Origin of the sequence: Streptomyces virginiae (assembly GCF_000720455.1) — a bacterium.
Lineage (GTDB): Bacteria > Actinomycetota > Actinomycetes > Streptomycetales > Streptomycetaceae > Streptomyces > Streptomyces virginiae.
The window spans coordinates 21,161-47,666 of record NZ_JOAK01000006.1 but is presented as its reverse complement, the minus strand read 5'-3'; the positions used below and the strand labels follow the sequence as shown (position 1 = coordinate 47,666).

General features: G+C 72.1%; 25 protein-coding genes and 1 pseudogene. 12 read left to right on the top strand and 14 right to left on the bottom strand.

Annotation, left to right across the window (positions count from 1 at the left end; translation table 11 throughout):
• Nucleotide 1 precedes the first annotated feature (1 nt).
• Nucleotides 2–2,194 (bottom strand): catalase/peroxidase HPI, encoded by a 2,193-nt coding sequence (gene katG, locus IG86_RS0112245; protein ID WP_030896721.1) that lies wholly within the window; start codon nucleotides 2,192–2,194, stop codon nucleotides 2–4.
• Between the two features lie 309 nt (nucleotides 2,195–2,503).
• On the opposite strand from katG, the gene IG86_RS0112240 reads away from it, so the two are divergent.
• Entirely contained in the window at nucleotides 2,504–2,932 is a 429-nt protein-coding gene (locus IG86_RS0112240; RefSeq protein ID WP_030828186.1) for a Fur family transcriptional regulator, read from the top strand.
• A 14-nt stretch (nucleotides 2,933–2,946) separates the two neighbouring features.
• Here IG86_RS0112240 and IG86_RS0112235 read toward each other — a convergent pair whose 3' ends face one another.
• Nucleotides 2,947–3,168 carry a hypothetical protein gene (locus IG86_RS0112235; RefSeq protein ID WP_030828182.1) on the bottom strand — a complete coding sequence of 74 codons (222 nt, stop codon included), beginning with the start codon at nucleotides 3,166–3,168 and terminating at the stop codon, nucleotides 2,947–2,949.
• Between the two features lie 270 nt (nucleotides 3,169–3,438).
• Here IG86_RS0112235 and IG86_RS0112230 point away from each other — a divergent pair, with 270 nt between their 5' ends.
• Nucleotides 3,439–4,194, top strand: a complete 756-nt coding sequence (locus tag IG86_RS0112230) for a crotonase/enoyl-CoA hydratase family protein (protein WP_030828180.1) — start codon at nucleotides 3,439–3,441, stop codon at nucleotides 4,192–4,194.
• Between the two features lie 19 nt (nucleotides 4,195–4,213).
• Nucleotides 4,214–4,813, top strand: a complete 600-nt coding sequence (locus tag IG86_RS0112225) for a 2'-5' RNA ligase family protein (protein WP_030896720.1) — start codon at nucleotides 4,214–4,216, stop codon at nucleotides 4,811–4,813.
• A gap of 209 nt (nucleotides 4,814–5,022) precedes the next feature.
• On the opposite strand, the pseudogene IG86_RS41110 reads toward IG86_RS0112225, so the two are convergent.
• Nucleotides 5,023–5,718 (bottom strand): annotated as a pseudogene (locus tag IG86_RS41110) (LysR substrate-binding domain-containing protein); the annotation flags it as partial.
• Between the two features lie 71 nt (nucleotides 5,719–5,789).
• On the opposite strand from IG86_RS41110, the gene IG86_RS45025 reads away from it, so the two are divergent.
• Complete coding sequence (locus IG86_RS45025; protein WP_267886303.1) at nucleotides 5,790–5,915, top strand: hypothetical protein; 126 nt, start codon at nucleotides 5,790–5,792, stop codon at nucleotides 5,913–5,915.
• An 822-nt stretch (nucleotides 5,916–6,737) separates the two neighbouring features.
• Here the strand turns inward: IG86_RS45025 and IG86_RS0112210 are convergent.
• The gene (locus tag IG86_RS0112210) at nucleotides 6,738–6,932 is read right to left on the bottom strand and encodes an antitoxin (protein WP_030828175.1); all 195 of its coding nucleotides are present in this window, start codon (nucleotides 6,930–6,932) and stop codon (nucleotides 6,738–6,740) included.
• A gap of 108 nt (nucleotides 6,933–7,040) precedes the next feature.
• Entirely contained in the window at nucleotides 7,041–7,358 is a 318-nt protein-coding gene (locus IG86_RS0112205) for an SCO4225 family membrane protein (protein WP_045937337.1), read from the bottom strand.
• 321 nt (nucleotides 7,359–7,679) lie between these two features.
• Here IG86_RS0112205 and IG86_RS0112200 point away from each other — a divergent pair, with 321 nt between their 5' ends.
• The gene (locus IG86_RS0112200) at nucleotides 7,680–7,916 is read left to right on the top strand and encodes a hypothetical protein (protein ID WP_030828171.1); all 237 of its coding nucleotides are present in this window, start codon (nucleotides 7,680–7,682) and stop codon (nucleotides 7,914–7,916) included.
• 214 nt (nucleotides 7,917–8,130) lie between these two features.
• Here IG86_RS0112200 and IG86_RS0112195 read toward each other — a convergent pair whose 3' ends face one another.
• Complete coding sequence (locus IG86_RS0112195; protein ID WP_051785163.1) at nucleotides 8,131–8,577, bottom strand: C40 family peptidase; 447 nt, start codon at nucleotides 8,575–8,577, stop codon at nucleotides 8,131–8,133.
• Between the two features lie 312 nt (nucleotides 8,578–8,889).
• On the opposite strand from IG86_RS0112195, the gene IG86_RS0112190 reads away from it, so the two are divergent.
• The 3 genes from IG86_RS0112190 to IG86_RS0112180 are packed head-to-tail and all read left to right on the top strand — an operon-like array spanning nucleotide 8,890 to nucleotide 11,966.
• Entirely contained in the window at nucleotides 8,890–10,218 is a 1,329-nt protein-coding gene (locus IG86_RS0112190; RefSeq protein WP_045937338.1) for an MFS transporter, read from the top strand.
• Nucleotides 10,215–11,402 carry an anhydro-N-acetylmuramic acid kinase gene (locus IG86_RS0112185; protein ID WP_037942322.1) on the top strand — a complete coding sequence of 396 codons (1,188 nt, stop codon included), beginning with the start codon at nucleotides 10,215–10,217 and terminating at the stop codon, nucleotides 11,400–11,402. Before IG86_RS0112190 ends, IG86_RS0112185 begins: the two co-directional genes overlap by 4 nt.
• A 9-nt stretch (nucleotides 11,403–11,411) precedes the next feature.
• Complete coding sequence (locus IG86_RS0112180; protein ID WP_030896712.1) at nucleotides 11,412–11,966, top strand: YbaK/EbsC family protein; 555 nt, start codon at nucleotides 11,412–11,414, stop codon at nucleotides 11,964–11,966.
• Nucleotides 11,967–11,986: 20 nt separating this feature from the next.
• On the opposite strand, the gene IG86_RS0112175 is transcribed toward IG86_RS0112180, so the two are convergent.
• The 4 genes from IG86_RS0112175 to IG86_RS0112160 form a co-directional block, all read right to left on the bottom strand.
• Nucleotides 11,987–12,487: a hemerythrin domain-containing protein gene (locus IG86_RS0112175; protein WP_030896709.1), complete on the bottom strand. Its 501-nt coding sequence runs from the start codon at nucleotides 12,485–12,487 to the stop codon at nucleotides 11,987–11,989.
• Between the two features lie 83 nt (nucleotides 12,488–12,570).
• On the bottom strand, nucleotides 12,571–13,233 hold the full coding sequence (locus tag IG86_RS0112170) for a methionine ABC transporter permease (RefSeq protein ID WP_030828158.1): 663 nt from the start codon (nucleotides 13,231–13,233) through the stop codon (nucleotides 12,571–12,573).
• Nucleotides 13,230–14,246 (bottom strand): methionine ABC transporter ATP-binding protein, encoded by a 1,017-nt coding sequence (locus IG86_RS0112165; RefSeq protein WP_030828156.1) that lies wholly within the window; start codon nucleotides 14,244–14,246, stop codon nucleotides 13,230–13,232. The genes IG86_RS0112170 and IG86_RS0112165 overlap by 4 nt, the downstream gene beginning before the upstream one ends.
• Nucleotides 14,243–15,121: a MetQ/NlpA family ABC transporter substrate-binding protein gene (locus IG86_RS0112160; RefSeq protein ID WP_045937339.1), complete on the bottom strand. Its 879-nt coding sequence runs from the start codon at nucleotides 15,119–15,121 to the stop codon at nucleotides 14,243–14,245. The genes IG86_RS0112165 and IG86_RS0112160 overlap by 4 nt, the downstream gene beginning before the upstream one ends.
• A gap of 272 nt (nucleotides 15,122–15,393) precedes the next feature.
• Here IG86_RS0112160 and IG86_RS0112155 point away from each other — a divergent pair, with 272 nt between their 5' ends.
• Together IG86_RS0112155 and IG86_RS0112150 are read left to right on the top strand one after the other, a co-directional pair.
• A complete protein-coding gene (locus IG86_RS0112155) occupies nucleotides 15,394–16,593 on the top strand; it encodes a serine hydrolase domain-containing protein (RefSeq protein ID WP_385873322.1) in 1,200 nt (399 codons plus the stop codon).
• Nucleotides 16,594–16,700: 107 nt separating this feature from the next.
• Complete coding sequence (locus IG86_RS0112150; RefSeq protein WP_030828150.1) at nucleotides 16,701–18,239, top strand: glutamate synthase subunit beta; 1,539 nt, start codon at nucleotides 16,701–16,703, stop codon at nucleotides 18,237–18,239.
• A gap of 67 nt (nucleotides 18,240–18,306) precedes the next feature.
• Here the strand turns inward: IG86_RS0112150 and gap are convergent, their stop codons facing one another.
• Nucleotides 18,307–19,305: a type I glyceraldehyde-3-phosphate dehydrogenase gene (gap, locus tag IG86_RS0112145; RefSeq protein ID WP_030828147.1), complete on the bottom strand. Its 999-nt coding sequence runs from the start codon at nucleotides 19,303–19,305 to the stop codon at nucleotides 18,307–18,309.
• A gap of 128 nt (nucleotides 19,306–19,433) precedes the next feature.
• Entirely contained in the window at nucleotides 19,434–20,390 is a 957-nt protein-coding gene (locus IG86_RS0112140; RefSeq protein WP_030828144.1) for a GlxA family transcriptional regulator, read from the bottom strand.
• A 251-nt stretch (nucleotides 20,391–20,641) separates the two neighbouring features.
• Here IG86_RS0112140 and IG86_RS0112135 point away from each other — a divergent pair, with 251 nt between their 5' ends.
• A complete protein-coding gene (locus IG86_RS0112135) occupies nucleotides 20,642–22,669 on the top strand; it encodes a HelD family protein (RefSeq protein WP_030896704.1) in 2,028 nt (675 codons plus the stop codon).
• 102 nt (nucleotides 22,670–22,771) lie between these two features.
• On the top strand, nucleotides 22,772–24,004 hold the full coding sequence (locus tag IG86_RS0112130; protein WP_030828138.1) for an FAD-dependent oxidoreductase: 1,233 nt from the start codon (nucleotides 22,772–22,774) through the stop codon (nucleotides 24,002–24,004).
• A 76-nt stretch (nucleotides 24,005–24,080) separates the two neighbouring features.
• On the opposite strand, the gene IG86_RS0112125 is transcribed toward IG86_RS0112130, so the two are convergent.
• Both IG86_RS0112125 and IG86_RS0112120 read right to left on the bottom strand, forming a co-directional pair.
• Nucleotides 24,081–25,805, bottom strand: a complete 1,725-nt coding sequence (locus IG86_RS0112125) for an acyl-CoA dehydrogenase family protein (protein WP_030828135.1) — start codon at nucleotides 25,803–25,805, stop codon at nucleotides 24,081–24,083.
• An 88-nt stretch (nucleotides 25,806–25,893) separates the two neighbouring features.
• Entirely contained in the window at nucleotides 25,894–26,466 is a 573-nt protein-coding gene (locus IG86_RS0112120; protein WP_030828132.1) for a PadR family transcriptional regulator, read from the bottom strand.
• Between the last annotated feature and the right edge of the window lie 40 nt (nucleotides 26,467–26,506).

Sequence of the window (26,506 nt, the reverse complement as noted above, 5' to 3'; positions counted from 1 at the left end):
GTCAGACGAGGTCGAACCGGTCGAGGTTCATGACCTTGTCCCAGGCCGCCACGAAGTCACGGACGAACATCTCCCGCGCGTCCTTGGACGCGTACACCTCCGAGATGGCCCGGAGCTGGGAGTTCGAACCGAAGACGAGGTCCACGGCGGTCGCGGTCCACTTGGGTTCGCCGTTGGAGCCGCGGCTGCGGCCTTCGAAGACGTTCTCGTCCGTGGCCGACACCTTCCACTGCGTGCCCATGTCGAGCAGATTGACGAAGAAATCGTTCGTCAGCGTCTCCGGCCGGTCGGTGAACACGCCGTGCGCGGACCGCCCGAAGCCGGTGTTCAGGGCCCGCATACCGCCGACCAGCACCGTCATCTCGGGCGCCGTCAGGTTCAGCATGCTGGCACGGTCCAGCAGCAGGGTCTCCGGCGACAGCTTCTCTCCCGCCGGCAGGTAGTTGCGGAACCCGTCGGCCCTCGGTTCGAGCACGGCGAAGGACTCCACGTCCGTCTGTTCCTGCGTGGCGTCCGTACGCCCCGGCGCGAACGGGACCGTGATTTTGTGCCCGGCGTTCTTCGCGGCCTGCTCGACCGCCGCACACCCGCCCAGGACGATCAGGTCGGCGAGCGAAACCTTCGTCCCGCCACCCTGGGAACCGTTGAAGTCCCGCTGGATCCCTTCGAGCACCCGCACCACTTCGGCCACCTCGGGCAGGTCGTTGACCTCCCAGTCCTTCTGCGGCGCGAGCCGGATCCGGGCGCCGTTGGCCCCACCGCGCTTGTCGGTTCCGCGGAAGCTGGCCGCCGACGCCCACGCCGTGGTGACCAGCTGGGAGACGGTCAGCCCCGAGGCGAGGATCCGGCCCTTGAGGGCGGCGACGTCCCCGGCCGAGACCAGCTCGTGGTCGACCGCGGGGACGGGGTCCTGCCACAGCTGCGGTTCGGGGATCCACGGGCCCAGGTACCGCGAGAGCGGCCCCATGTCGCGGTGCAGCAGCTTGTACCAGGCCTTGGCGAACGCCTCGGCGAGCTTGTCCGGGTTCTCGTGGAAGCTCTTCGAGATCGGCGCGTAGACGGGGTCCACCTTCAGCGCGAGGTCCGTCGTCAGCATCATCGGGGCGTGCCGCTTGGCGGGATCGTGCGCGTCCGGCACCGTGCCCTGCGCCGAAGCGTCCTTGGGGGTCCACTGCTGCGCCCCGGCCGGGCTCCTCGTCAGCTCCCAGTCGTACTTGAACAGATTGTCCAGGTACCCGTTGTCCCACTTCGTCGGCTCGGTCGTCCACGCGCCCTCGAGCCCGCTGGTGATCGTGTCGACGCCCCTGCCGCTGCCGTACGAGTTGTGCCAGCCGAGGCCCTGCTGCTCCAGCGGGGCGGCCTCCGGCTCCGGACCGATGTACTCGGGGTCGACCGCACCGTGACACTTGCCGAACGTGTGGCCGCCGATGATGAGCGCGACGGTCTCCTCGTCGTTCATCGCCATGCGCCCGAACGTCTCACGAATGTCCCTGGCGGCGGCGACCGGATCCGGATTGCCGTTGGGGCCCTCGGGATTGACGTAGATCAATCCCATCTGCACCGCGCCGAAAGGACCGGTGAGTTCCCGGTCGCCGCTGTAGCGCTCGTCCCCGAGCCAGGTGTCCTCGGAACCCCAGAAGACCTCCTCGGGCTCCCAGATGTCCTCCCGTCCGAAGCCGAATCCGAACGTCTTGAACCCCATTGATTCCATCGCGCAGTTGCCCGCGAAAACCAGAAGGTCGGCCCAGGAGATCTTCCGGCCGTACTTCTGCTTGACCGGCCAGAGCAGCCGGCGCGCCTTGTCCAGACTCGCGTTGTCCGGCCAGCTGTTGAGGGGGGCGAAGCGCTGCGCGCCGGAACCGCCGCCGCCGCGGCCGTCGGCGATGCGGTAGGTACCCGCGGCGTGCCAGCTCATCCGGATGAAGAGCGGCCCGTAGTGGCCGTAGTCGGCGGGCCACCATTCCTGCGAGGTCGTCATCACCTCGAAGACGTCCCGCTTCAGCGCGTCGACGTCGAGGGTCGCGAACTCTTCCGCGTAGTCGAAGTCCCCGCCCAGCGGATTGGCCTGGGGCGAGTTCTGGTGGAGAACCTGGAGGTCCAACTGATTCGGCCACCAGTCCCGGTTCGTCCTGGGACGAGTGGGCGCGGGGGTCGGGGAGGGGATTGCTGGGTTCTCGCTTTCGCTGCCGGACACGTCCGTCCTTCTTCCTGTCTCGGTGCTTCCAACTGCTGGCTGCTCGCTCTTGACGGCGTCCGTATGGTCGCGCACCGCAGACCGCGTGGCGGAGAGAACACGCAGGGCTTGCCCGCCCAACCGGCTTTCCCGGTTTCCGCCCGCGCGGGAAAGGGAGAGAACGAGGAAGATCGTATGATCATCGTTATCGGCCGGCCGTTATGGAAAGCCCCGCCCGCATCATCGCCGGGTAACCTGTACTCGCTTTTCGGGCCCGTGACAGGTCCGCCGACTTCCTTTGTCCCGCCGAGCCCGAACTGGTGAGCCGAAATGAGTGACCTGCTGGAGCGGCTGCGGGGGCGCGGCTGGCGCATGACGTCCCAGCGACGTGTCGTCGCGGAGGTCCTCGACGGAGAGCACGTGCACCTCACCGCCGACGAGGTGCACGCCCGTGCGGCCCGGCGGCTGCCCGAGATCTCCCGGGCCGGCGTCTACAACACCCTGGGCGAGCTGGTAGCCCTCGGCGAGGTCGCGGAACTCTCCGCGCACGGGCGTGCCAAGCGCTACGACCCCAACGCGCACCGCCCGCACCAGCACCTCGTGTGCTCCGGCTGCGGCCTCATCCGCGACGTCCACCCGACCGGCGACCCGCTGGCGGACCTGCCGGCGCAAGAGCGTTTCGGCTTCGCGGTGTCCGACGTCGAGATCGTCTACCGCGGGCTGTGCCCGTCCTGCACGGCCGGTCCGCCGCGCGCGTGACCACGGAGCGACGGCTACCACTCCGGGTGGACGTCGTGGCTGTCGTAGCGGTCGCCGGCGGCGGTGATCCAGGGCCGGAAGCGGCCGGGCCCGGTGCTGTCGTGGGCGTAGCCGACCGGCTCGCGGGTTTCGTCGGTCACGATGACGGCCCCGGCCCGCTGGGCACTGCGCAGGGCATGAGTCCAGTGGCGGCCGCGGTGGCCGGTGCGGTAGTCGGGGATCTTGCACTGGGACATCTCGGGTCTCGCCGTCTGCGTCTCTTCATCGGATTCGAACAGGACGTATACCCCCGTTCGACCCGGTTCGAACATGTATGTCCGGGCGGACGGCCGTCCCGCGGACCGGGCCCCTCTCGTGCCGGGCCCGTGATTGCCCCAGAGTGGTCGATCGCACCTCCTGCGCGTCCGCCCGCACCACTCGACCCATGGAGTTCCGCCGTGTCCACCACCTCCGAACCACCGGGGACGACACCCGCCGCCCCGCCCGCAGAACCGGCCGCCGTCCGGATCGAACGGGACGGTCCCGTCACCACGGTGATCCTCGACCGCCCGGGCGCACGCAACGCGGTCGACGGCCCGACCGCGGCCCGGCTCGCCGACGCCTTCCGCGCCTTCGAGGCGGACGAGGACGCGGCCGTCGCCGTCCTGTGGGGCGACGGCGGTACGTTCTGCTCGGGCGCGGACCTGAAGGCCGTCGGGACCGACCGCGGCAACCGGGTACGGGCCGAGGGCGACGGGCCCATGGGTCCCACGCGGATGGAGCTGACCAAGCCGGTGATCGCCGCGATCAGCGGGCACGCGGTGGCGGGCGGGCTCGAACTGGCCCTGTGGTGTGATCTGAGGGTGGCCGAGGAGGACGCGACCCTCGGTGTGTTCTGCCGTCGCTGGGGAGTACCGCTGATCGACGGCGGCACGGTGCGCCTGCCCCGCCTGATCGGCGAGAGCCGCGCCATGGACCTGATTCTCACCGGCCGCCCCGTGACCGCGGCCGAGGCGCACGGGATGGGGCTCGTCAACCGCCTCGTACCGCCCGGGGAAGCCCGCTCCGCGGCGGAACGCCTCGCGCACGAGATCGCCGCGTTCCCGCAGACGTGCCTGCGCCACGACCGGCTCTCCGTACGGGAACAGCACGGTCTTGGGGAGCGGGAGGCCCTGGCGGCCGAGTACCGGCACGGCCTCGTACCGCTCACCACCGGCGAGACCCGAGCCGGCGCCGACCGGTTCGCGGCCGGAGCGGGCCGCCACGGCTCCTTCACCGGGTGACCGGGGGCATCATGGCCGTGTGAACGTGTCCCCGGCCGCCGGCGGCGCAGCCGGCGTCCCCGGTTTCCTCGGGGTGGCCCCCACGCCCCGGACCGCCGTGGTGTGGCTTCCGCCGGCCGGCCTGTGGCCCGCCGTCCAGGGCATCCGGGCCGAGCACGACCCCCAGATCCGCCGCTGGCCCCCGCACGTGAACCTGGTCTTCGGTTTCGTCCCGGAGACCGACTTCGCCCGGGCCGCCCCGCTGCTGGCGGCCGTGGCAGCCGGCATCGAGCCGTTCGACGTCAGGCTCAGCGGGGTGCGCGCCTTCCGGCACCGCGGCTACGCCACCGTGTGGCTGGACCCCGCCGCGGCCGGCCTCGCCCCGTGGACGGCGCTCCAGGAGAGCCTCGCGGAACCCTTCCCGGCATGCCGCGGCCGGTTCCCGGAGTTCACCCCGCACCTCTCGCTCGGGCGTACCCGCGACCCCCGGGGCCTGGCCGCGCAATGCGCGGCCCGCCTGGGCAGCACCGCGGCACGGGTCGAGGAGGTCGTGCTGCTCGCCCGCCGCGATGACGAGCCCATGCGGCCCCGTGCCACGATCGGCCTGGGCACGGGCACGACCACATGGTCAGAGCGGTGACGCCGGCAGGGTGTCGCGCAAGCGCTCCAGGAGCGCCCGCGCCGCAGGACTCGCGGGCCCGGTGGCCGGCCAGACCAGGACGATGCGGCGCAGGCCGGGCTCCACGATCCGCAGCGAGCACAGCCCGCCGCCGGGCCGGGTCCCGCTTCCCCGAAGGGCATCACGGCGATGCCCAGGCCGCGGGCGGCGAACTGTGCGAGGACCTGCGGTGACGCCGCCTCGAAGGCGACCCGGGGCCGGAACCCGGCCCGGGCGCAGCCGCGTTCGAGTGACGCCCGTACGCCGGTACCGCGCGGCATGCAGATCAGCGGCCGGTCGCGCAGCTCGGCCAGGGGGACCGTGGTGCGGCCGGCGGGGACGAGCAGCGGGTCACCGGATGCCACGGCGGCGCAGAGCGGCACGTCGATGACCGTCCGGTGGGTGAGGCCGGGCGGAGGCTCCTCCCACGTGGGTCCGAGGAGGGCGATGTCGATCTCACCGGCCAGCAGCGCGGTCTGCATCCGCTCCGAGGTGTCCTCGGTCAGGGCGATCTCCAGGGCGGGATGGGCGCCGTGGAACTCCGCGAGGAACGCGGCCACGCCTTCGACGTCGAAGGCGTGGCCGGTGGCCCCGGAGAGCAGCCCGAGCGTGACCCTGCCGCGCAGCAGCCCGGTGCTCGTCCATGGTCTGCCGCACCGCGTCCGCGGCGGCCAGCGCCGCCCGCGCGTACGGCAGGACGGCCCGGCCACCTCGGTCGGCGTCACCGACCGGCCGGACCGGTCGAGCAGCGGCTGCCCGAGCTCCTTCTCCAACTGCCGGCTCTGGGCGCTGAGTCCGGGCTGGGCCAGATGCAGCCGGGCGGCGGCGCGGGTGAAGCCGCCCTCCTCGACGACGGCGACGAGATAGCGCAGTTGGCGCAGTTCCATAACCGGTGATGTTAGTGCGGAGCACATCAATCTATTGGAGCTATGGCGGAGTTGGCCGCAGGCTGGATCACATGGCGGACACGACTTCTCACCGGGCCTTGATCGCGGCGGAACGCCAGGAGCCGGCCGATCTGCTCGACGGCCTGCGGGAGGACCAGTGGAACGAGCCGAGCCTGCGCCGGCTGGCGGGTGCGTGAGGTCGTGGCCCACATGTCGATGGGGTTCCGGCTCTCCCTGCCCGCGACCATGGGCGAACTCGTCAAGGCGCGCGGGAACCTGCACCGCATGACCGACCGGGTCGCCCGCAGGGACGCGGCCGCCCATTCGACGGCCCGGCTCTCCGCGTTCCTGCGGGACGGCGCCCACCACCCGTGGACCCCGCCGGTCGGCGGGTCCGCGGCGGCCCTCGGCCACGACGTGGTGCACGGACTGGACATCACGGTCGCCCTCGGCCTCGACCGGCGCGTCCCCGAGGACCGGCTGCGCGTCCTGCTCGCCTTCGGCCGCAGGCTCCCGCCGGGCCGCCTCCACGGAGCCGTCCGGGACGGCCCCCGGCCGGTGTGCTGGGGCTCTGCCCCAGACCCCGCGCCTCAATCGCCGGCGGGGCTTGATGGTGCGGGCGGGTCGCGGGGCCGGGGAGGGGTGTCTCCTCGGCTCGGCGCGTCCGGGCCTTCTCGGTTGTGCTCGGGGGTTGCGCGCTCGTCCTGCGGGGACACCCCTCCCCGTGGGGGCACGGCGGAGTGTCCCCGCAGGACGAGCGCGCACCACCGGGCACAACCGAGACAGGCAGCACCGCGCGAGCCGAGGAGACACTCCGGCGGGGCCCCGCCCCACACCACCCAGCCCCGCCGGCGATTGAGGCGCGGGGCCTGAGGCAGAGCCCCAGAACACCAGCCGAGGCCCGGCCGCAGCCGGACCCGTTCAGGAACGCGCGAAACCAGCCCGGGCCGGCGCGGGGGCGGCCGGCGCCGGCTGGCGTCGCGTACGGAGGCGGCGCTGAAGGGGGCGCCGCAGCGGGGTCAGCCCTGGGGCGGCGGCGGGTTTCCCTGGTCGCGGCGCAACTGCTCCTTGAGCTTGTCCTGGGCGGTGTCGACCTGGCTGCTGTACTTGCTCTGCGTCCTGCCGTCGACGTAGTCACCGGCCTTGTCGATGCCCTGGTCGGCCTGGCTCTCGTGACCGCGCAGCATCTGCTTCAGCTTGTCCATCATTGACATGACGGCCTCCTTTGCGTCCGTCCCCCACGGCAAGGGTTGCCGATGATCGACCGGGCCGCATCTGCGAGGCTCTGACCTGGGCGAATACCCGTTCCGGTCGACGTCTGGTCAGAGGTCGACGCGGCTCGGTCCCCGGCGGACCGCACGGACGATCAGGCCGAGCAGGAAGGCCTGGAAGAGGTACGAGAACGCCAGGATGCACCAGATGGTGGCGTCGGTCTGCGCCCACGACCCCATCGAGTTGACCACCGAGAGCAGTACGGCCCCGGTGGGGACGGCCAGCATCAGGGCGAACAACCCGGCCGTCTGGTCGCCCCCGTCGCCGGCGCCGATCAGCAGCAGGAACGCGGCCAGGCCGAGGTACGCCCCCGACAGCCAGTTGCCGAAGGTGACGACGGCGAAGGTGCGCACCGGTCCGGAAAACATGGAACTCCTCGTGATGCCCGGGTGGGACGGTCGTGGGGCTTGATGATCACCATGGTGGGGCCGCCCCGCCGGGCGCGGCAGAGTACGCGTACTCAGGGCAGGTACTCAGGCGCGCCCTCCCACTCCACCCGGCCCCGCACCGGTAACGGACGCCGAGCCGGTGCCCGGAGCAGCCGGGACGGGTGCCGAGGGCGCCGGGTTCCGACGGGTACGGACAGCACCCGGGCGCCCGGCCGGCTCTCGGGGTCCGGGGTGTCATTGCGGACGGCCGACGCGCTGCCAATGGGCGGGACACGGCGGTCGGCATGGAACGATCTCCGCATGACAGAGAGCATGAGCCCGTACATGTCCTCGGCGCGGGTCACCGTCCTGGGGGTGCAGCCCGGCGACCCGCCCTTCCGGATCGTCGAGATCGACGGGGAGGTGGTCCGTATGGCGACATCCATGACCGACGTGATCCTGGCTGCCGCGGACGCGGGGATCACCATCCACGACCTCGACGATCCGGACGCGGTCCACTGGGTCGGCGGCGGAAAACTCACCTGGCGGCTGCACTAGCCGTACCGGGGCCCATCGGAGCCGTACCGGGCCCCTGGGAGCCGTGCCGGGCGGCTGCGCCGTGCCGTCGCCCGCTTCCAGGTCACGCACACCACCGAGAAAGGATCGGTGACCGGGGGGGGGCGGTCGACGTGCACGCGCGCGAGCGCCGGCCGCTGCCGGGCAGGCGGTGAACGCGAATGCGCCGCGAACGGGTGGTGGATCGGGTGGTGGATCAGGTGGCGCGTCCGTATCGGACCGCTTCGCTCCAGATCCGCTCCAGACGCACGGTCGTGCCGGGACGGGGAGCGTGCCAGATCCTGTCGTCGCCGGCGTAGATGCCGACGTGGGTCATGGTCGCTCCGCTGGGGAAGAAGACCAGGTCACCGGCCGTTCGATCGGCCTTGGGGATGTGGCGTGTGTGCTCGTACTGCTGATCGGCCGTGCGCGGGAGGCGTTTGCCGGCCTTCTTGAAGGCGTAGAGGGTCAGGCCCGAGCAGTCGAAGCGTCTGGGGCCGGTGGCGCCGTAGGCGTACGGCGAGCCCTGTTTGGAGGCGGCCACCTCGACGGCTTTCGCGCCGTACGACGGTGCCGCGTGGGCCGGGTCCGTGGGGCCGGCCAGGGCGCCGGCCGCGAGGAGCAGTATGAAGAAGACGGCACGTGCTCGGGGGCAACAGCACATCGGAGAAGTGCCCTTGAGGGCCTTCCGGAAGTCGGTCCTGGAGCAGGACATCGTGACACCTCCGCAATCGGTTGGCAGGCGACAAATCAGATCAGCGGCCTGGTCCTGTTCTCGGTGGCAGTCGTCTTGGCTCTGACGGCGGACCAGTTTTCCCGGACGCCCTGCCCCGGCCGCATCGGACACGATGTGATTTGTCCCGATTTTGCGTTCGATTCGAGATGATAGGAACGGATGGCCATCACACCGCCGCCGATGTGCTGAATCAGGACGCCGACAGGCATCGGCCGGCCGCCGAGCGGGCACGCAAGCCGGGTGACCCCGACCGAACTGCTCCCGGCGCCGCCACCCCACGCCGCGGCCCGCCGGGCCCTGCTCGCCGGCTCGGCGGGCAACCTCGTCGAGTGGTACGAGTTCGGCGTCTACGGCTGCTTCGCCACCGTCATCGCCGCCAACTTCTTCACCCCGCACCCGGGAACCCCCGGCGGCGGCGCCGAAGCGCTGGTCGCCACCTACGCCTCGTTCGCCCTCGCCTTCTTCTTCCGGCCCCTCGGCGCCCTGTTGTTCGGGCGCATCGGTGACCGCTTCGGCCGCCGCCCCGCCCTCGTGCTCGTCATCGGCCTCATGACGCTCGCCACCACCCTGATCGGGCTCCTCCCCACGCGCGCCGACATCGGCGCCGCCGCCCCCTGGCTGCTCACGTTCCTGCGCGTGCTCCAAGGGCTCTCCGCCGGAGGCGAGTTCGGCGGCGCGGTGTCCTTGATGGTGGAGTACGCCCCGCCCGGCCGCCGCGGCCTGTACGGCGCGTGGCAGTCCTTCACCGTCGCCCTCGGCCTGCTGGCCGGCGCGGGAACGGCCGCGGCCCTGGCCGCGGTCCTGCCGGCCGAGGCGCTGTACGCATGGGGGTGGCGGATCCCCTTCCTGCTGGCCCTGCCCCTCGGAACGGTCGCGCTGTGGCTGCGCACTGCGCTGGAGGAACCCCCGGGCGCGCATTCGCCCGGCCCGCCCGGCCCGCCCGGCGCGGCAGACGCGACCGGCCCGACCGGCCTGGGGGAGCAGGCCCGTGCCGTCGTACTCGGCATCGGACGGATCATGGGCTGGTCGGCGGCCGGCTACGCCTTCCTCGTCGTCCTGCCGTCCCATCTCCAGTCCGCGCTCGGCGCGTCGTTCCGCGACGCCCTGCTGGCCACCGCCCTCGTCAACCTCGGCTTCGCCGCGTCGATCCTGCCCGCCGGACTGCTCAGCGACCGTGTCGGGCGGCGCCCCGTCATGCTCGGCGGTGCGCTCGGGATCGCCGTACTCGCCCACCCCCTCCTGCACTTGCTCCAGTCGCCGGGGGCGTCCCCGCCGGCCCGGGCCGCTGCCGTGCTGACGGCCGGCGTGCTGGTCGGACTGCTCGCCGGGCCGGGACCGGCCATGCTGGCCGAGATGTTCCCACGACGCGTCCGCTGCACCGGGCTCGGACTGTCCTACGCCCTCGCCAACGCCGTGTTCTCGGGCTGCGCGGGGCTCTTCATCACCGCGCTCACCGCCCGGACCGCGGACACCGCCGTCCCCGCCCACTACGCCGCCGGCGCCTGCGCCCTCAGCGCCGTGGCGCTGCTGACCCTGCGCGGCAACGACCACCGGGAGCCGCTGAGATGAGGGTGATCGGCCTGATGTCCGGGACGTCGTACGACGCCGTGGACGCCGCCGCCTGCGACCTCGACCACCGGCCGGAGGACGGCGTACTGCGCCTCACCCCGCTGGGCATGGTCAGCGAGCCGTACCCGGCCGACCTGCGGACCGACCTCGCCCGGGCCCTGCCCCCCGCCCCCACCACACTCGCCGACGTGTGCCGCCTCGACACCCGCATCGGCCGGGCCTTCGGGCGGCTCGCCGTCCGCGCCGACCGTGAACTGTGCGAAGGCCGTGCCGAGTTGGTCGCCTCACACGGGCAGACCGTGTACCACTGGGCCGCGGACGGACGGGTCCACGGCACCCTCCAGCTCGGCGAAGCGGCCTGGATCGCCGAGGCCACCGGCCGCCCGGTCGTCTCCGGCTTCCGCACGCGCGACGTCGCCGCCGGCGGGCAGGGCGCACCGCTGGTCAGCCTGATCGACCTCATGCTGCTGCGCGGCCGCCCCGGAGTCCCGGCCGCCCTGAACATCGGGGGGATCGCCAACGTCACCGTCGTGCCCCGGCACGCGGACCCCGTGGCCTTCGACACCGGCCCGGGCAACGCACTGATCGACGCCGCGGTACGCGAACTGAGCGGCGGACGGCTCGCGTACGACGAGGACGGCGCGCTCGCCGCCTCCGGACGCGTGCACGAAGGCCTGCTGCGACGGCTGCTCACGGAGCCGTACTACCGGCTGCCCGCGCCGCGGACGACCGGCAAGGAGCTGTTCCACCAGGGGTATCTCCGTTCCCACCTGGGGGAGTTCGGGCGGCTCCCGCCGCAGGACGTCGTCGCCACGCTCACGCGTCTCACGGCCCGGACCGTCGCCGACGCGCTGCGGCCCCTGGGAGCCACCGAGGTCTTCGCCTCGGGAGGCGGGGTGCGCAACCCGACGCTGACGGCGATGCTCCGCGCCGAACTGGCCGGTACGCGGCTGCGCGCCTCGGAGGAGCTGGGGCTGCCCGCCGCGGCGAAGGAGGCGTACGCGTTCGCCGTACTCGGGTACCTCACCCTGCACGGCCTCCCGGGCAACGCGCCCGGCTGCACCGGGGCCGCCGGCCCCCGGCTCCTGGGGGCGATCACCCCGGGCCGCCGTCCGCTCCTGCTGCCCGCGCCGCCGTCGCTCGCCCCGCATGCACTGTCCGTGCGCGCGGACGGGCAGTGTTAACGTGCCGGTATGCGCGCTCCCATAGGGCCCTTCGACAACGCCGTGCCTGCTCCCGACTGCCTCGCGGAGCTGGTGGCGCCCGTCGCCCGGGCGGTCGAAGGATGGGCCGGGGACGTCCCCGCCGACCAGATCCTCTACGTCGACACCGACCCCGCCATCGCCGACACCGGCGCCTTCGTCGCGCACTACGGGCAGGACCTGCTCGGCCGGTCGGCGAACTGCGTGGTGGTCGCCGCCAAACGCGGCGGCGCGACCACCCTCGCGGCCTGCCTCGTGCCCTCCGCCGGCCGGGCCGACGTCAACGGCGCCGTCCGGCGCCACCTCGGCGCGCGGAAGGCGACCTTCGCGCCGATGGACATGGCCGTGGAGCTGACCGGCATGGAGTACGGCGGCATCACCCCGCTGGGCCTGCCGGACGGCTGGCCCGTCCTGGTGGACCCGGTGGTCGCCGACATGCCGTACGTACTGGTCGGCAGCGGCCGGCGCCGCGGCAAACTGATCGCTCCCGGCACGCTGTTCGCGCAGCTCCCCGGCGCGGAACTCATCGAGGGCCTCGCCCTCTGACGTCCCGGCCGGGGGGGCCGTCACTTCCCCACGATCTTGCGGACGTTCTCGATGCTGCCGCAGTCCGACGCCAGCTGCTTCTCCCGTTCCTCCAGGAACGCGGCACCCAGCTCCGCCCGGCGCTCGTCCGGGACGTTCTCCCTGGCGCCGTTGAGGATGGTCCGCTCCTCCTCGTCCAGGTGGTGGGTGACCGCCTTGACGAGGTCCTCCAGACGTTCGTCCCACTGGTCGGAGCCGACGTCTTCCACCTCCAGGAGCTTCAACAGCGCCTCGTTGCCCTCGGCGTGCTCCTCCTTGCCGTGCTCCACCTCGTCGTCGTCGACGCCCCGGAAGCGCTTGAGCGCGCCGTAGACCTTGGCCTCCTCGGCCTCACCGTGTGCGATGAGCAGCGCCGAGAACTGGTCCCGGGCCGCGGCGCGGTCCGCCTCGACGCTCCGCATCCGGCGGAACAGCTCCTCCATCGTCCGGTGGTCCTTGAGGATCACCGCGACCACGTCCTGGTCCTTGCCCTGGCCCGCCATTCCACACGCTCCTCGATCGGGGTTCGGTCACCTGGCGCTTGCTCGCTCGCCGCGGTCTGAAACATCCCGACCGTAGCCCGCCGTCAGCGGCGGAGCACCTTGCGGGACACCAGGTTGCCGAGCAGCTGGGCCGACTGGACCAGTGCGATCAGGACGAGCACCGTCACCACCATCACCGAGGTGTCGAACCGCAGGTAGCCGTAGGTCATCGCCAGGTTGCCGACGCCTCCGCCGCCCACCGTGCCGGCCACCGCCGAGAAGTCGATCAGGGCCACGAGCATGAAGGTCAGCCCCAGGACCAGCGGGCCGAGCGCCTCCGGGACGAGGACCGTGAGCAGGATCCGCAGCGGGCCGGCGCCCATGGACCGCGCCGCCTCGATCACCCCCGGTTCGACGGCGAGCAGGTTGGACTCCACGATGCGGGCCACCCCGAACGTCGCGACGACCGTCATGGGGAAGATCGCCGCGTTCGTACCGATCATCGTGCCGACCACCCCGCGGGTCACCGGAGCGAGCGCGACGATCGCGATGATGAACGGGACCGGCCGGATGATGTTGATGAGCGTGCCCAGGACCGCGTGCACGAACCGGCTGGGCAGGACACCGCCCTTGCGGGTGGCGTACAGCGTGAGCCCCACCGCCAGTCCGCCGACGGTCGACAGCGCCAGCGTGATGAGCACCATGTAGACGGTCTCGCCGGTGGCGTCGAGGACCTTGGGCCAGAACGTGCTCCAGTCGGCCTTCACCGGGCACCCGCTTCCGCCAGGCCGGGTACGCGGAGCCCGGCGACGACGGCTTCGACCGCGGCGGGTCGCCCGCGCAGCTCCAGGGTCACGCTTCCCAGGGGCCGTCCCCGGACCTCGCCGACACCGCCGTGCACCAGTGCGAAGTCCACGCCGTGGAGCTGCAGGAGCTCCGAGAGGCCCTCCAGGGCGGGGCTGCCGTCAGTGACGGGCAGGGTGACCAGGCGTCCCGGGTGGCGGGAGCGCAGCCGCTCCATGAGCGGTGCGTCCGGCTCGCTGTGCCGCTCGGAGCGCACGAAGGCGGCGGTGGTCGCGTGCCGGGGCCGCGCGAAGACCTCGTACACCTCGCCGCTCTCGACGACCTTGCCGTCCTCCATGACCGCGACGCGGTCGCACAGGGTCCGTACGACCTCCATCTCGTGGGTGATCAGGAGGATCGTGACGCCCAGCTCCCGGTTGACGCGGCCCAGCAGGGCCAGCACCTCTCCGGTGGTCTGCGGGTCGAGGGCGGAGGTCGCCTCGTCGCACAGGAGGACCTTCGGGCGGGTGGCGAGCGCGCGGGCGATGCCGACGCGCTGGCGCTGTCCGCCCGAGAGCTGCTCGGGGTAGCGCCCGCCGTGGCCGGCCAGTCCGACGAATTCGAGGGTCTCCTCGGCGCGGGCCCGGGCCGCGGCGCGGCCCATCCCGGCCAGGCGCAGCGGGTAGAGGACGTTGCCCAGCACGGTGCGCGAGCGGAACAGGTTGAACTGCTGGAAGATCATGCCGATTTCGCGCCGCAGGGGGCGCAGCCGGCGTTCCCCGAGCGCCGAGATGTCCTGGCCGTCCAGCAGGACGCTGCCCGAAGTGGGCTCCTCCAGGCCGTTGACGAGGCGCAGCAGCGTGGACTTTCCCGCACCGCTGTGGCCGACGACCCCGAAGACCGTGCCCGCTTCGACGGACAGGCTGACGCCGTCGACGGCGCGCGCTCCGCCCGGGAACTCCTTGGCCACGTCGCGCAGTTCCACGGCGGCGGTCATCGCCCCAGCTGCTTCTGGATGCGGGCGACCTCGGCCTGGAGGTCGGCGGCGGGCAGCTCGACGTGGTGCGCGGTGCCGTTGCTGGTGCGGCGGACCTCGTCCTGCACGGGCTGGGAGGCGTACAGCTCGACGATCTTCCGGTAGTCCGCGTTGTCCTTCTGGTCCGCGCGGGCGGCGATGACGTTGAGGTAGGGGACGGACTGCGGGGCGGCGGGGTCGTCCTTGAACAGCGCTGTGTCGGCCTTGATCCCGGAGAGTTCGGCGACCCCGTCGTTGATGACGGCGGCGTCCGCGTCCTGGAGGGTCCGGGGGGTCTGCTGCGCGTTCACCGGGGTGATCTTGATGTGCTTGGGGTTGGCGGTGATGTCGTCGGGGGTCGCGAAGAGTCCTGCCTCCGGGCGCAGTTGGACCAGCTTCGCCTGCTCCAGCACGCGCAGTGCGCGCCCCTGGTTGGCGGGGTCGTTGGGCAGGGCTATCTCGGCCCGGTCGGGGAGGTCCGCCAGCTGCTTGTGCTTGCCGGAGTAGAGACCGAGGGGGACCACGGTGGTCGCGGCGATGGGGGCGATGTCGGTCTTGTTCTCGGTGTTCGACTGCGCGAGGAAGACCAGGTGCTGGAAGGCGTTGAGCTCGATGTCGCCCGCGCTGAGGGCCTTGTTGGGCAGCGAGTAGTCGTCGAAGACGACGGTCTCGACGGTGAGGCCCTGCTTCGCGGCCTCCTTGGCGAGGACGTCCCACTCCGGCGAGTCGCCGGACACCCCGACCCTGATGCGGTGGCCGTCCCCCGCGCCGCCGCCGCAGCCGGACACGAGGAGCGCGAGGACGGTGGCGGCGGAAGCGGCGATCAGGGTACGTCGGCGCGGCAGTGCAGAAATCATTGTGTGATCCATGTGCAGAGGAAGAACCAGCTAAAGGGATGGGTGGATCGTAGATCGAATTCGCCTTCTTGCCTTCGAATGTGAGGTTCTGTTCATGAATGTGCAATGAATGGAAGGTCGTCGGCTGGAAGGGTGGCGCGGACCTCGTCCGCAGCGCCCGTCAGGGCCGGATGGGCCACGGCCGCCCGCGCCCGGCCGTGTCTGCGCCGGCATCGCCGCGGCCCCTGCCATCGTGGGCCACCGCGCTCCGTGTCTCCCCTGGAGGTTCCGCCGTGTCCCCACGCCCGTACGGCCACGCCCGCAGGATCCGTCCGTCCCTGCGTCTGGCCGCCGCCACCGCCGTGTGCGGCGCCCTGCTCGGCGTCTGCGTACTGCCCGCGCAGGCCGCGGCGGACCGCAACCCGCCGTCGCCCACCGCGGCGGACCTGCGCCGGGAGCTCCGGGAACTGGTGGACAGCCCCGACGGACCCCCCGGAGTCATCGCCGTCCTGCGCGACGGCGACCGCAAAGAGGTCTACCGCGCGGGCGTGGCCGACCTGGAGAGCGGCAGGCCGCCGAGCGCGACCGACCACATGCGCATCGCCAGCGTCGCGAAGGCCTTCAGCGGGGCGGTGGCCCTGAGCCTCGTCGACCGCGGCCGGCTGGACCTGGACGCCACCATCGGCGAGGTCCTGCCCGATCAGCCGGCCGCGTGGCACGAGGTGACGCTACGTCAACTCCTCAACCACACCAGCGGACTGCCCGACTACTCGGCCTCCCGGGAGTTCATCGACATCGTCTCCGCGGACCCCCGCCACCACTTCGACTCCCGGCGCCTGCTGGAGTTCGTCGCCGGCGAGGACCTCGAATTCCGGCCGGGCAGCCGCTACCACTACTCCAACTCCGACAACATCGCCGTCGCCCTCATGGCCGAGGCCGCCACCGGACGACGGTACGAGACGCTGCTGCGCGAGCTGGTGTACTGGCCGCTGGGCCTGACCGCCACCAGCCTGCCCCAGGACTACCGGCTGCCCGAGCCCTTCCTCCACGGCTACCAGATCGACCCGCAGGAGGGGCCCGTCGACGTCAGCGAGGCCGTGAGCGCTTCCGGAGCCTGGGCGGCAGGGGGCATCGTCTCGACGCCGAAGGACCTGACCGCCTTCATCCGCGGCTACGCCGGCGGCACCCTCGTCTCGGACCGCACCCGCCGCCAGCAGTTCACGTTCATCCCGGGCGCGCTCTCCCAGCCCCCCGGCCCCGGCCGCACCGAGGCGGGCCTGGCCATCTACCGCTACACCACCCGCTGCGGAAGGGTGTACGGCCACACCGGCAACACACCCGGCTACACACAGCTCGCGGCGGCCACGGCCGACGGCAGCCGCTCCCTGACCTTCACGATCACCACCCAGACGTCCCTGACGAACAACCCCGAGCTGCTCGCGCGGGTCCGGGCCGTCCAGGAGGACTTCGTCTGCGCCCTGCTGCGAAGGTGACCGCCACGCAGGCGGCGTAACCTGGTCGGACCGCCACTGAAAGCGCGCGCCGGTACCGGGTGCGCGCACCCGTACACCCCGCCGCGAACGATCCAGGGAGGCGGCGAGTGACCGATCCGTTCGGCTTCCTCAGGATCCCCCGCGAGCCCGTCCCGGCCCGCCCCGTCGAGGAACGGCTCGGCGACTGGCGCGAGGTCCACGCGGGCCAGGCCCTGCTCCCGCTCGTCTCCCGGCAGGCCGACCGCTGCATGGACTGCGGCATCCCCTTCTGCCACACCGGCTGCCCCCTGGGCAACCTCATACCCGAGTGGAACGCCTACGCCGCCCACGGGGACTGGCGCGCGGCGTACGAGCGGCTGCACGCGACCAACAACTTCCCGGAGGTCACCGGACGGCTCTGCCCGGCTCCCTGTGAGGACGCCTGCGTCCTCACGATCAACGCGGACCCGGTGACCATCAAGAACGTCGAGCAGACGATCGCGGACGAAGGCTTTCGGCGCGGATACATGGGGCCGAGGCCGCCGGAGCGGCACAGCGGCAAGTCCGTGGCGGTCATAGGCTCCGGTCCGGCCGGCCTGGCCGCGGCGCAGCAGCTGACCCGGGCCGGTCACGCGGTCACGGTCCACGAGCGGGCCGACCGGATCGGCGGCCTGCTGCGCTACGGCATCCCCGAGTTCAAGATGGAGAAGGCGCACCTGGACCGCCGGATCGAGCAGATGCGCGCCGAGGGCACGGTGTTCGTCACGGGCCACGATGTCGGAACCGCGGCCGACGCGAGCACGGATGCCGACGGCGGTGCCGACGCCGCCGAGCTGCGCGGCCGGTGCGACGCCCTCGTCGTCGCGATAGGAGCCGGCGAGCGCAGGGAACTGCCCGTCCCCGGCCGCCGGCTCCACGGCATCCACCAGGCCATGGACTACCTGACCTGCGCGAACCGGGTACAGGAGGGCGACCGGATCGACTCGCCCCTCACCGCCGAAGGCAGGCACGTGGTCATCGTCGGAGGCGGCGACACCGGATCCGACTGCATGGGGACGGCCCTGCGGCAGGGCGCGATCTCCGTGGTCCAGCTCGACATCAACCCGGAGCCCGGCCCGGACCGCACCGACGACGAACCCTGGCCGGTGTACCCGAAGACGTACCGGATCTCCCACGCCCACGACGAGGCCCGCGGGCGCGAGGGCCGCGACCCCCGGCTGTTCGCCTGCGCCACCCTGCGCTTCGAGGGGGACGACGCGGGCCGGGTACGGGCCCTGCGCCTGACCGCCGTCGAGCCGGTGGGCCGCAGCCCGCTGGCGGGTACCGAGCGGGTCCTGCCGGCCGGGCTGGTACTGCTGGCGCTCGGCTTCTCCGGCCCCGAGCGGGCGGGCGGCCTGCGCGAGCAGCTGGGCCTGGAACTCGACGAGCGCGGCAACTTCGCGCGGGACGCCGCCTTCGCGGCCCGCGGCGGGCGGGCGCCGGGGGTGTTCGTCGCGGGCGACGCGGGCCGGGGCCAGTCGCTGGTGGTCTGGGCCATCGCCGAAGGCCGTGCGGCGGCGGCCGCCGTGGACCGCTACCTCACCGGCTCGACGTGCCTGCCGGCCCCGGTCGCCGCGCACGACCTGCCGATGTCGGCGCTCGGCCGCATGCGCTACGGGGACTACTGAAAACGGCACGCTCCGGCCGGCCCGAGGGGCCGGCCGGAGCGCGGGTCACTGACGGCGGGGCGGCTGCTCAGCCCGCGGCCAGGAGCGTGAGGGTGTCGATCACGCGGTTCGAGAAGCCCCACTCGTTGTCGTACCAGGCGACGACCTTGACGTGCCGGCCGTCGACGCGGGTGAGCTCCGAGTCGAAGATCGACGAGGCGGGGTTGCCGGTGATGTCCGACGACACCAGCGGGTCGTCCGAGTACTCCAGGACACCGGCCAGCGGTCCCTGCGCTGCGGCGCGGTACGCCTCCAGGATCTCCTCGCGCGTCACCTCGCGGGCGACGGTCGTGTTGAGCTCCACGATGGAACCCACCGGGACCGGCACGCGGATCGAGTCGCCCTGCAGCTTGCCGTCCAGCTGCGGCAGCACCAGGCCGATCGCCTTCGCGGCGCCCGTGGAGGTCGGCACGATGTTGACGCCGGCGGCGCGGGCGCGGCGCGGGTCGCGGTGCGGGCCGTCCTGCAGGTTCTGCTCCTGCGTGTAGGCGTGCACCGTCGTCATGAAGCCGTGCTCGATGCCCGCGAGCTCGTCGAGGACCGCGGCCAGCGGGGCGAGCGCGTTGGTCGTGCACGACGCGTTCGAGACGATGGTGTGCACGGCCGGGTCGTAGGCGTCGGTGTTCACGCCGTAAGCCAGCGTGACGTCGGCGCCGTCCGAGGGCGCGCTGACCAGTACCTTCTTCGCCCCCGCCTTGAGGTGGGCGCGAGCGGCCTCGGCCGAGGTGAAGCGGCCGGTGGCCTCCAGCACGATCTCGACGCCGAGCTCGGCCCACGGCAGCTGCTCCGGCTCCCGCTCGGCCAGCACCGTGATGCGGCGGCCGTCGACGACCAGGGTGTTGCCGTCGACCGTCACCGGGCGGCCGAGCCGGCCGGAGGTGCTGTCGTACGCGAGGAGCCGCGCGAGGGCCTTCGGCTCGGTGAGGTCGTTGACGGCGACGACCTCGAGGTCGCTTTCGCGCTCGAGCAGCGCGCGCAGCACGTTGCGTCCGATGCGGCCGAATCCGTTGATGGCGATGCGAGTCATGAGCGAGTCCCTTTCGTTCGCCATCAGGTTCGCCGCCCGCGGCCGCCCACGACAGCGGCGTGATCGCCACTGTTCAAAAGGATCTCGCCAAGCGGGGTGGCGGGATCCTCACGGGCCCCGCACGGGTCCTACTCGCCCTTCGTGAAGGTGCGCCGGTACTCGGTCGGGGTGGTGCCCAGGATCCGCTGGAAGTGCAGCCGCAGGTTCGCGCCGGTGCCGAGGCCGACGTCGGCGGCGATCTGCTCGACGCCGCGCTGCGAGCGTTCGAGCAGCTCACGGGCCACGTCGATGCGGGCCCGCATGACCCACTGCATCGGCGTGTACCCGGTGTCCTCCGCGAACCGCCGCGAGAACGTACGGGGCGACACCCCGGCGTGCCGGGCCAGGGACTCCAGGGTGAGCGGCTCGCCGAGGCGGATCAGCGCCCACTCCCGCGTGGCGGCGAACCGCTCGCCGAGCGGCTCCGGAACACTGCGCGGCACGTACTGGGCCTGCCCGCCGCTGCGGTAGGGGGCGGCCACCAGGCGCCGCGCCGCGTGGTTGGACGCGGCCACACCGAGGTCGCTGCGCAGGATGTGCAGGCACAGGTCGATGCCGGAGGCGGCGCCCGCCGAGGTGAGGACGCTGCCCTCGTCGACGAACAGGACGTTCTCGTCGACCCGGACGAGCGGGTGCTTGGCCGTGAGGGCCCGGGCGTAGTGCCAGTGCGTCGTCGCGCGCTTCCCGTCCAGCAGGCCCGTCGCGGCGAGCGCGAACGCGCCCGTGGAGATGGCGGCGAGCCGGGCGCCCCGCCCGTGGGCCGCGATCAGCGCGTCGATGACGGGCCGCGGCGGGTCCTCGCGGTCCGGGAATCGGTAGCCGGGGACGAAGACGATGTCGGCCCAGGCGAGGGCGTCCAGCCCGTGCGTCACGTGGTAGGAGAGCCCGTCGCCGCCGGCCACGAGCCCGGGCGCCGCCCCGCACATCCGTACCTCGTACGGCATGCTCGCGCGGGTCGTGAAGACCTGCGCGGGGATGCCGACGTCGAGCGGCTTCGCGCCTTCCAGGACGAGGACGGCGACGCGGTGGAGACGGGAGGCTGGCACGGGGTCGAGCCTACGCGGCGCCCGGAGGCGGATCGCCGCATCCCCGACCGGGCTCCCGCAAGGCATGCGGGAATCGAAAGCGCAATCAGCGATTACGGGCAAAGAAATGCGAGGGGCCATGGCCCGTCAGGTAAGTCAAGACTTACCTTCGGGGAATTTCAATCGTATGGTGTGGCTCGAATCGAAGGAGCCCCCTGTTGTCGAAAATGAATGGTCCTGCTGTGCGTGCGATTGAATCGGAGCGGGATTATGTGTCCTCCTTATACGAGCTGCTCACCGAGCGGATTTCCGAGACGCGAGAACAGTGGTCGAATGCGCTGAAGGCCCCGGCGGAAAACGCCGGTGAGGCATACGAGAGAGAAATCGCCGCCGAACGGCTGGCCAAGGAAATCAGCCGGCTGGAAGGCGCCGAAAAAGGGCTGGTCTTCGGGCGCATCGACTGGACGGACGGCACGGCCCTGCGCATCGGGAGGATCGGACTGCATACCGAGGAGGACGACCTGCCCCTGCTCGTCGACTGGCGCGCGAACGCCGCGCGGCCCTTCTACGAGGCGACACCGGTCCACCCGATGGACCTGCGGCGGCGCCGGCACCTGCGCCTGGAGGACCGCACGGTCGTCTCGGTGAGCGACGAACTGCTGGACGGGACCGCCCCGACCGACGAGGACGTCGTGGGGGACGGCCCGTTGACCGAGGCGCTGTCGGCCCGTCGTACGGGCAGGATGCACGCGGCCGTCGCCACGCTGCAGGCGGAACAGGACGAGATCGTCCGCTCCGCCCACCGCGGGGTGACGGTGGTGCAGGGCGGGCCCGGCACCGGCAAGACGGTGGTCGCCCTGCACCGGGCGGCCTATGTCCTGTACGCGTTCCCGCGCGCCGCGGAGGAGGGCGTCCTGGTGGTGGGCCCCAACACCCGGTTCCTCGACTACATCTCCCAGGTCCTTCCCTCACTCGGGGAGAACGACGTCGTTCTGGCGACCTGCCGGGAACTGGCCGGAGTGTCCACGGACACGGCGGACCCGTTCGACACGGCACGTCTGAAGGGCGGCTGCGACCTCGCCGACGCCTTGGCCGGCCTGTTGCGCGTCCACCAAGCCCCCGCCGGTGGCTTCACCGTGCGGGTCGGACAGGAACCGGTTCACCTGTCCGCCGAGGAAGTCGCCGCCGCACGCGACGCCGCCGTGGCAGCCGCACCGGGGCACAACACCGCGCGCCAGGTGTTCAAAGAGCTCCTGGTCGACGCCGTCACCGACGCGATGCAACGGGACATGGGCGACCTGTTGGAGCAGATCGACGCCGATGCCGAAAGGATGACGGGCATCAACCTCGACCGGTTCACGGGAGCAGCCCGGCGCCGCGTCGAAGGCGCGGCCGACGCGGGTCCGGCCCACGAGCTGGACCTGGACTCCCTCCGAGCCGATCTCCTCGAAGACGCCGGCGTCGACCGAGCGGTCGAGGCGCTGTGGCCGCGGCTGGTACCCGGTGACCTCGTGAAGGCGCTCCTGACGAACGCCGACGCACTCGCCGAGCGCCTGCCCCGCCTGACCACGCAGGAACGGTCCCTCCTGCTGCGGGCTCCGGACGACCCGTGGACCGATGCCGATGTGCCGTTGCTGGACGAGGCGGCGAGCCTGGTCGACGGCCCTCCCGAGCGGACGTACGGGCACGTCGTCGTCGACGAGGCGCAGGAACTGACCGCCATGCAGTGGCGGATGATCGTCCGACGCTGCCCGGCGAGGGCGATGACGCTGGTGGGTGACTTCGCCCAGGCGGGCCCGGTGGCGACGGCACGCGACTGGAAGGAAGCCCTGGGCCCCCACGTCGGACCGCGGTTCGAACTGCACCACCTGACCGTCAGCTACCGCACCACGCAGGAGATCCTGGAGAGCGTCCGGGACCTGCTCACGCGGATCGCTCCCGACCAGAAGCCCACACAATCCCTGCGCAGCGGCGAGCGCCCCCGCACCGTGACCGCGCCCCCGGACGGGTCGGCCGCCGCCGTCGTCCAGGAACTCCGCGCCCAGAGCACCGCGCACCCGGGCGAGCTCCTGGGAGTGATCTGCGCCGATGTCAGGGTGGGCGAACTGACGGCCCAGGGCATCGCCCACCACGCCCGCATCGTGCCGGCGTCCGAAGCGCGCGGCCTGGAATTCGACGGCGTCGTCGTCATGAACCCCGAGGAAATCATCACGGCCCGCCCCGGTGGGGAAAGGGACTTGTACGTAGCCCTGACCCGGGCCACCAAGCGCCTCTGCACCGTCACGGCCCGGCCCGCCTGACGACGGGGTGATCCCCCCAGAGGGTGTCTCCCGGGGCGGTCGCCGCCGGTGCGGTATACGTCCCCTGGGGATCGCCCGATCCCCGTGGAGGGAGTGGTTGTCGTGGAGCGAACGACCTGCTGCGTGGTGGGGGGCGGCCCGGCCGGAATGGTGCTGGCGCTGCTCCTGGCCCGCGCCGGTGTGGAGGTGACGGTACTGGAGAAGCACGGTGACTTCCTGCGCGACTTCCGGGGCGACACCGTGCACCCCACCACCCTGTCGCTGCTGGACGACATCGGCCTTGCCGAACGCTTCGCCCGGCTGCCGCAGCGCCGCGTCACCACGGTGCAGCTGCCCATCGGGCCGGACCGGTCCCTGGTCACCGTCGGGAACATCGGGGCCCTGCCCGGGAAGTACAACTACATCGCGATGGTGCCCCAGTGGGACCTCCTCGACCTCCTCGCCGACGAGGCGGCCCGGGAACCCTCCTTCCACCTGCGCATGGACACCGAGGCGACCGGCTTCCTCGTCGAGGGCGGACGCGTCAACGGCGTGCGCCACCGCACCGCGGACGGCGCCGCCGGCGAACTCCGGGCCACCCTGACGGTGGCCTGCGACGGCCGCGGCTCACTGGCCAGGGCGCTGCCCGAACTCGGCCTGGAGCACTTCCCGTGCCCCATGGACGCCTGGTGGTTCCGCCTGCCGCGGCATGAGCACGACCCCAGCGGGCTCGTGGGCGGCCTGGGCGACAGGTTCTTCACCGCGCTCATCGACCGCGGCGACTACTGGCAGTGCGCCGCGCTCATCCCGAAGGGCACCGACGCCGAGCGCCGCGCCGAAGGCCTGGAGCGATTCATGACCCGCTTCGCGGAGGCGGCCCCCTGGCTGGCCGACCGCAGCCACGCCGTCACCTCCTGGGACGAGGTGAAACTGCTCGACGTACGACTGGACCGCCTGCGCCGCTGGCACCGCCCCGGGCTGCTGTGCATCGGCGACGCCGCCCACGCGATGTCACCGGTGGGTGGCATCGGCATCAACCTCGCCGTGCAGGACGCGGTCGCCGCGGCCCGACACCTCGTGCACCCGCTGCGCGACGGCAGGGTGGGCCTGAACGACGTGCGCCGCGTCCAGTTCCGCCGTTGGCCCACCACCGTGGCGACGCAGCGCCTCCAACAGCTGGCCCACACCCAGGTCTTCGAACCCCTCCTCGAAGGCCGCACCGCCTTCGGCAACCCCCGACGCGCCAAGCGGATGACGGAACTCATCACCGAATCGCCCTGGCTGAACCGCGTCCCGGCGTACTTCATCGCCTACGGCGCCCTCCGCGAGCGCCCGCCGGCCGAATCCCTGCGCTGAACGCCAGGTCCCCGTCCCACGGGCTCCCCGACGGCCGCCACGGACGGTTGTCGTGGCGGCCGCCGGGGACGGGCCGCTACTGCGCCATCTCGTAGGCGCCGGCGAGGGCCTCGACGCGGGACCACACGCGGGCCGAGCGGGCCTCGTCGATGACCGGGCGGCGGACGGAGGCCAGGGCCCACGTCTGCTGCTCCGGCGTGCTGGAGTCCTTGCCGTGCAGCTCGACGGCGTGCTGGGAGAAGTCGCGCACCAGCACCGAGAACAGCTCGTCCAGCACCGATTCGTCCAGGTCCGTCAGGCGGGCCTGCTCCAGGATCAGCTGTCCGTGGACGACGAGGGCGAACAGCTGCCCCACGGCGAGGAGGAAGTCGAGGTCGCGGCCCTGCGCCTCGTCGGGCGCGATGGTGGCCGCGAACTCGGCCAGGGCGTCGGCCTGTTCGCGGAAGCGCGCCACGTTCGGCACGGCGGCGTAGGCGTCGTACGCCGGGCGCCAGTCGTGGAAGCGTACGGAGCCCAGACCGCGGGCCGGTCCCTGCCGGAACAGGAAGTCGTCGTCGGCCGCGTCGAGGCGCGTCGGGACGGGCGCGTACTCGGCCGGCTCCAGCAGGTGGTTGCGCATGAACTTCAGGATCAGCGCGAGATTGACGTGGACCGTGCCTTCCAGCTTCGGCAGGCCGCGGATCTCGACGGCCGCCTGGGCGAAGTAGTTGTCCTTCTCGAAGCCCTTGGCGGCGATCACGTCCCACATCAGGTCGATGACCTTCTCGCCCTCCGTCGTGACCTTCATCTTGGTCATCGGGTTGAAGAGCAGGTAACGGCGGTCGTCAGGTCCGGCGGAGCGGAAGTAGTCGACGGCGCGGTCGCTGAACAGCTTCATCCCGACGAGGCGGACGTAGGCGTCGGCCAGCTCGCGGCGCACGTGCGGGAAGGCGGTGACGGGCCGGCCGTAGAGGATCCGGTTGTGCGCGTGCGTGACGGCCTCGTACATCGCGTGCTCGCAGATGCCGATCGAGGCGGTGCAGAGGTTGAACTTGCCGACGTTGACGGTGTTGAGCGCGGCGTCGAAGGCGGCGCGGCCGGTGTGCAGGACGTCCTCGGTGGCCACCGGGTAGTCCTCCAGGCGGAACTCGCTGACGTACTTGGAGGAGTCGACGACGTTCTTCACGAGCCGGTACGCCGGGTGGCGGCTGTCGGCGGCGAAGAAGACGTAGCCGTCGGGACCCTCGACGTCGGTGCGGCGGCCGAAGACGGAGACGAGCCCGGCGGCGTTGCCGTTGCCGATGTAGTACTTGGAGCCGCTGGCGCGGAAGCCGCCGTCGCCGTCCGGCTCCAGCAGCATGTCGGTGGAGTAGATGTCGGCGCCGTGGGTCTTCTCGGACAGGCCGAAGGCGAACACCTCACCCTCCGACAGGAGTTGCGCGGCGCGTTCGTGGGCGGCGGCGTTGTCGCTCTGCCAGACCGGGCCGAGGCCGAGGATGGTGACCTGCCAGGCGTACCAGTAGTCGAGGCCGTAGAAGCCGAAGATCTCGTTGAGGGCGGCGATCCGTGCCGTGTCCCAGCGCTTGTCCGGCTCGTCCTCGCCGGCGGCGGCCGCCGGGGTCAGGAAGGTCGCGAAGAGCCCTTCCTTGGCGGAGAAGGCGAGGAAGTCGGCCAGCCAGGCACGGGTGCGGTAGTCCTCGATGATCCGCCGCTTGCCGCGGGCCTCGAACCAGTCGACGGTCGCGCGCAGCAGCCTGCGGGTCTCCGGGTCGAAGTGGGCCGGGTCGTAGGTGTGCGGGTGGAACAGCAGAGGGTCGGACATGGCGGATCACCTTCCGAGGGGTCGGAGTCGGGGTTCGCGCGGGTGCGCGGAGGGAGGAAGAGGAGGCGAGGGGGTGGGCCGCGGCGGCTCAGCCGGTCGAGGTCGGCGTGCTCCGGCCCAGCCGGTGGAGGGTGGCCAGGACGTCGTCGAGCCAGGCGATCGTCATGCGCTCCTGCGCGATCCCCCCGCGCAGCACGACGTGCTGGAGTTCCTGGCCGGCGTCGAGCGGTGCCGGGGCGTCGGGCCCGGTGAAGTCACGCAGTTCCCCGGCGAGATAGCGCGCGAGACGGTCCCGGTGGGCCTGCTGGTGCCGCTCCACCTCGCGGATCAGGGAGGCCGGGTCGTCGAAGGCCGCCCCGCGGATCTTCACGGCGAGGTCGTGCCGCAGGCTCTCCGGCTCGATCGGCTCGTGCAGCCACTGCGCGAGCGCCGCCCGGCCGGGAGCCGCGGCCGAATACTCCTTCTTGTCCGGCCGGCCCTGTTGCGGGACCGTACGGACGGCGAGCATGCCCTCGCTCTCCATGCGTTTGAGCACGCGGTAGATCTGCTGGTGCGTCGCGGTCCAGAAGTAGCCGATCGACCGCTCGAACCGGCGGGCAAGCTCATAGCCGGAGCCCGGCTTCTCCAGCAGGGAGACGAGGATCGCGTGTTCGAGCGCCATGCCCCGATCCTGCTATGCAACTCGTTGCATAGACAAGCGG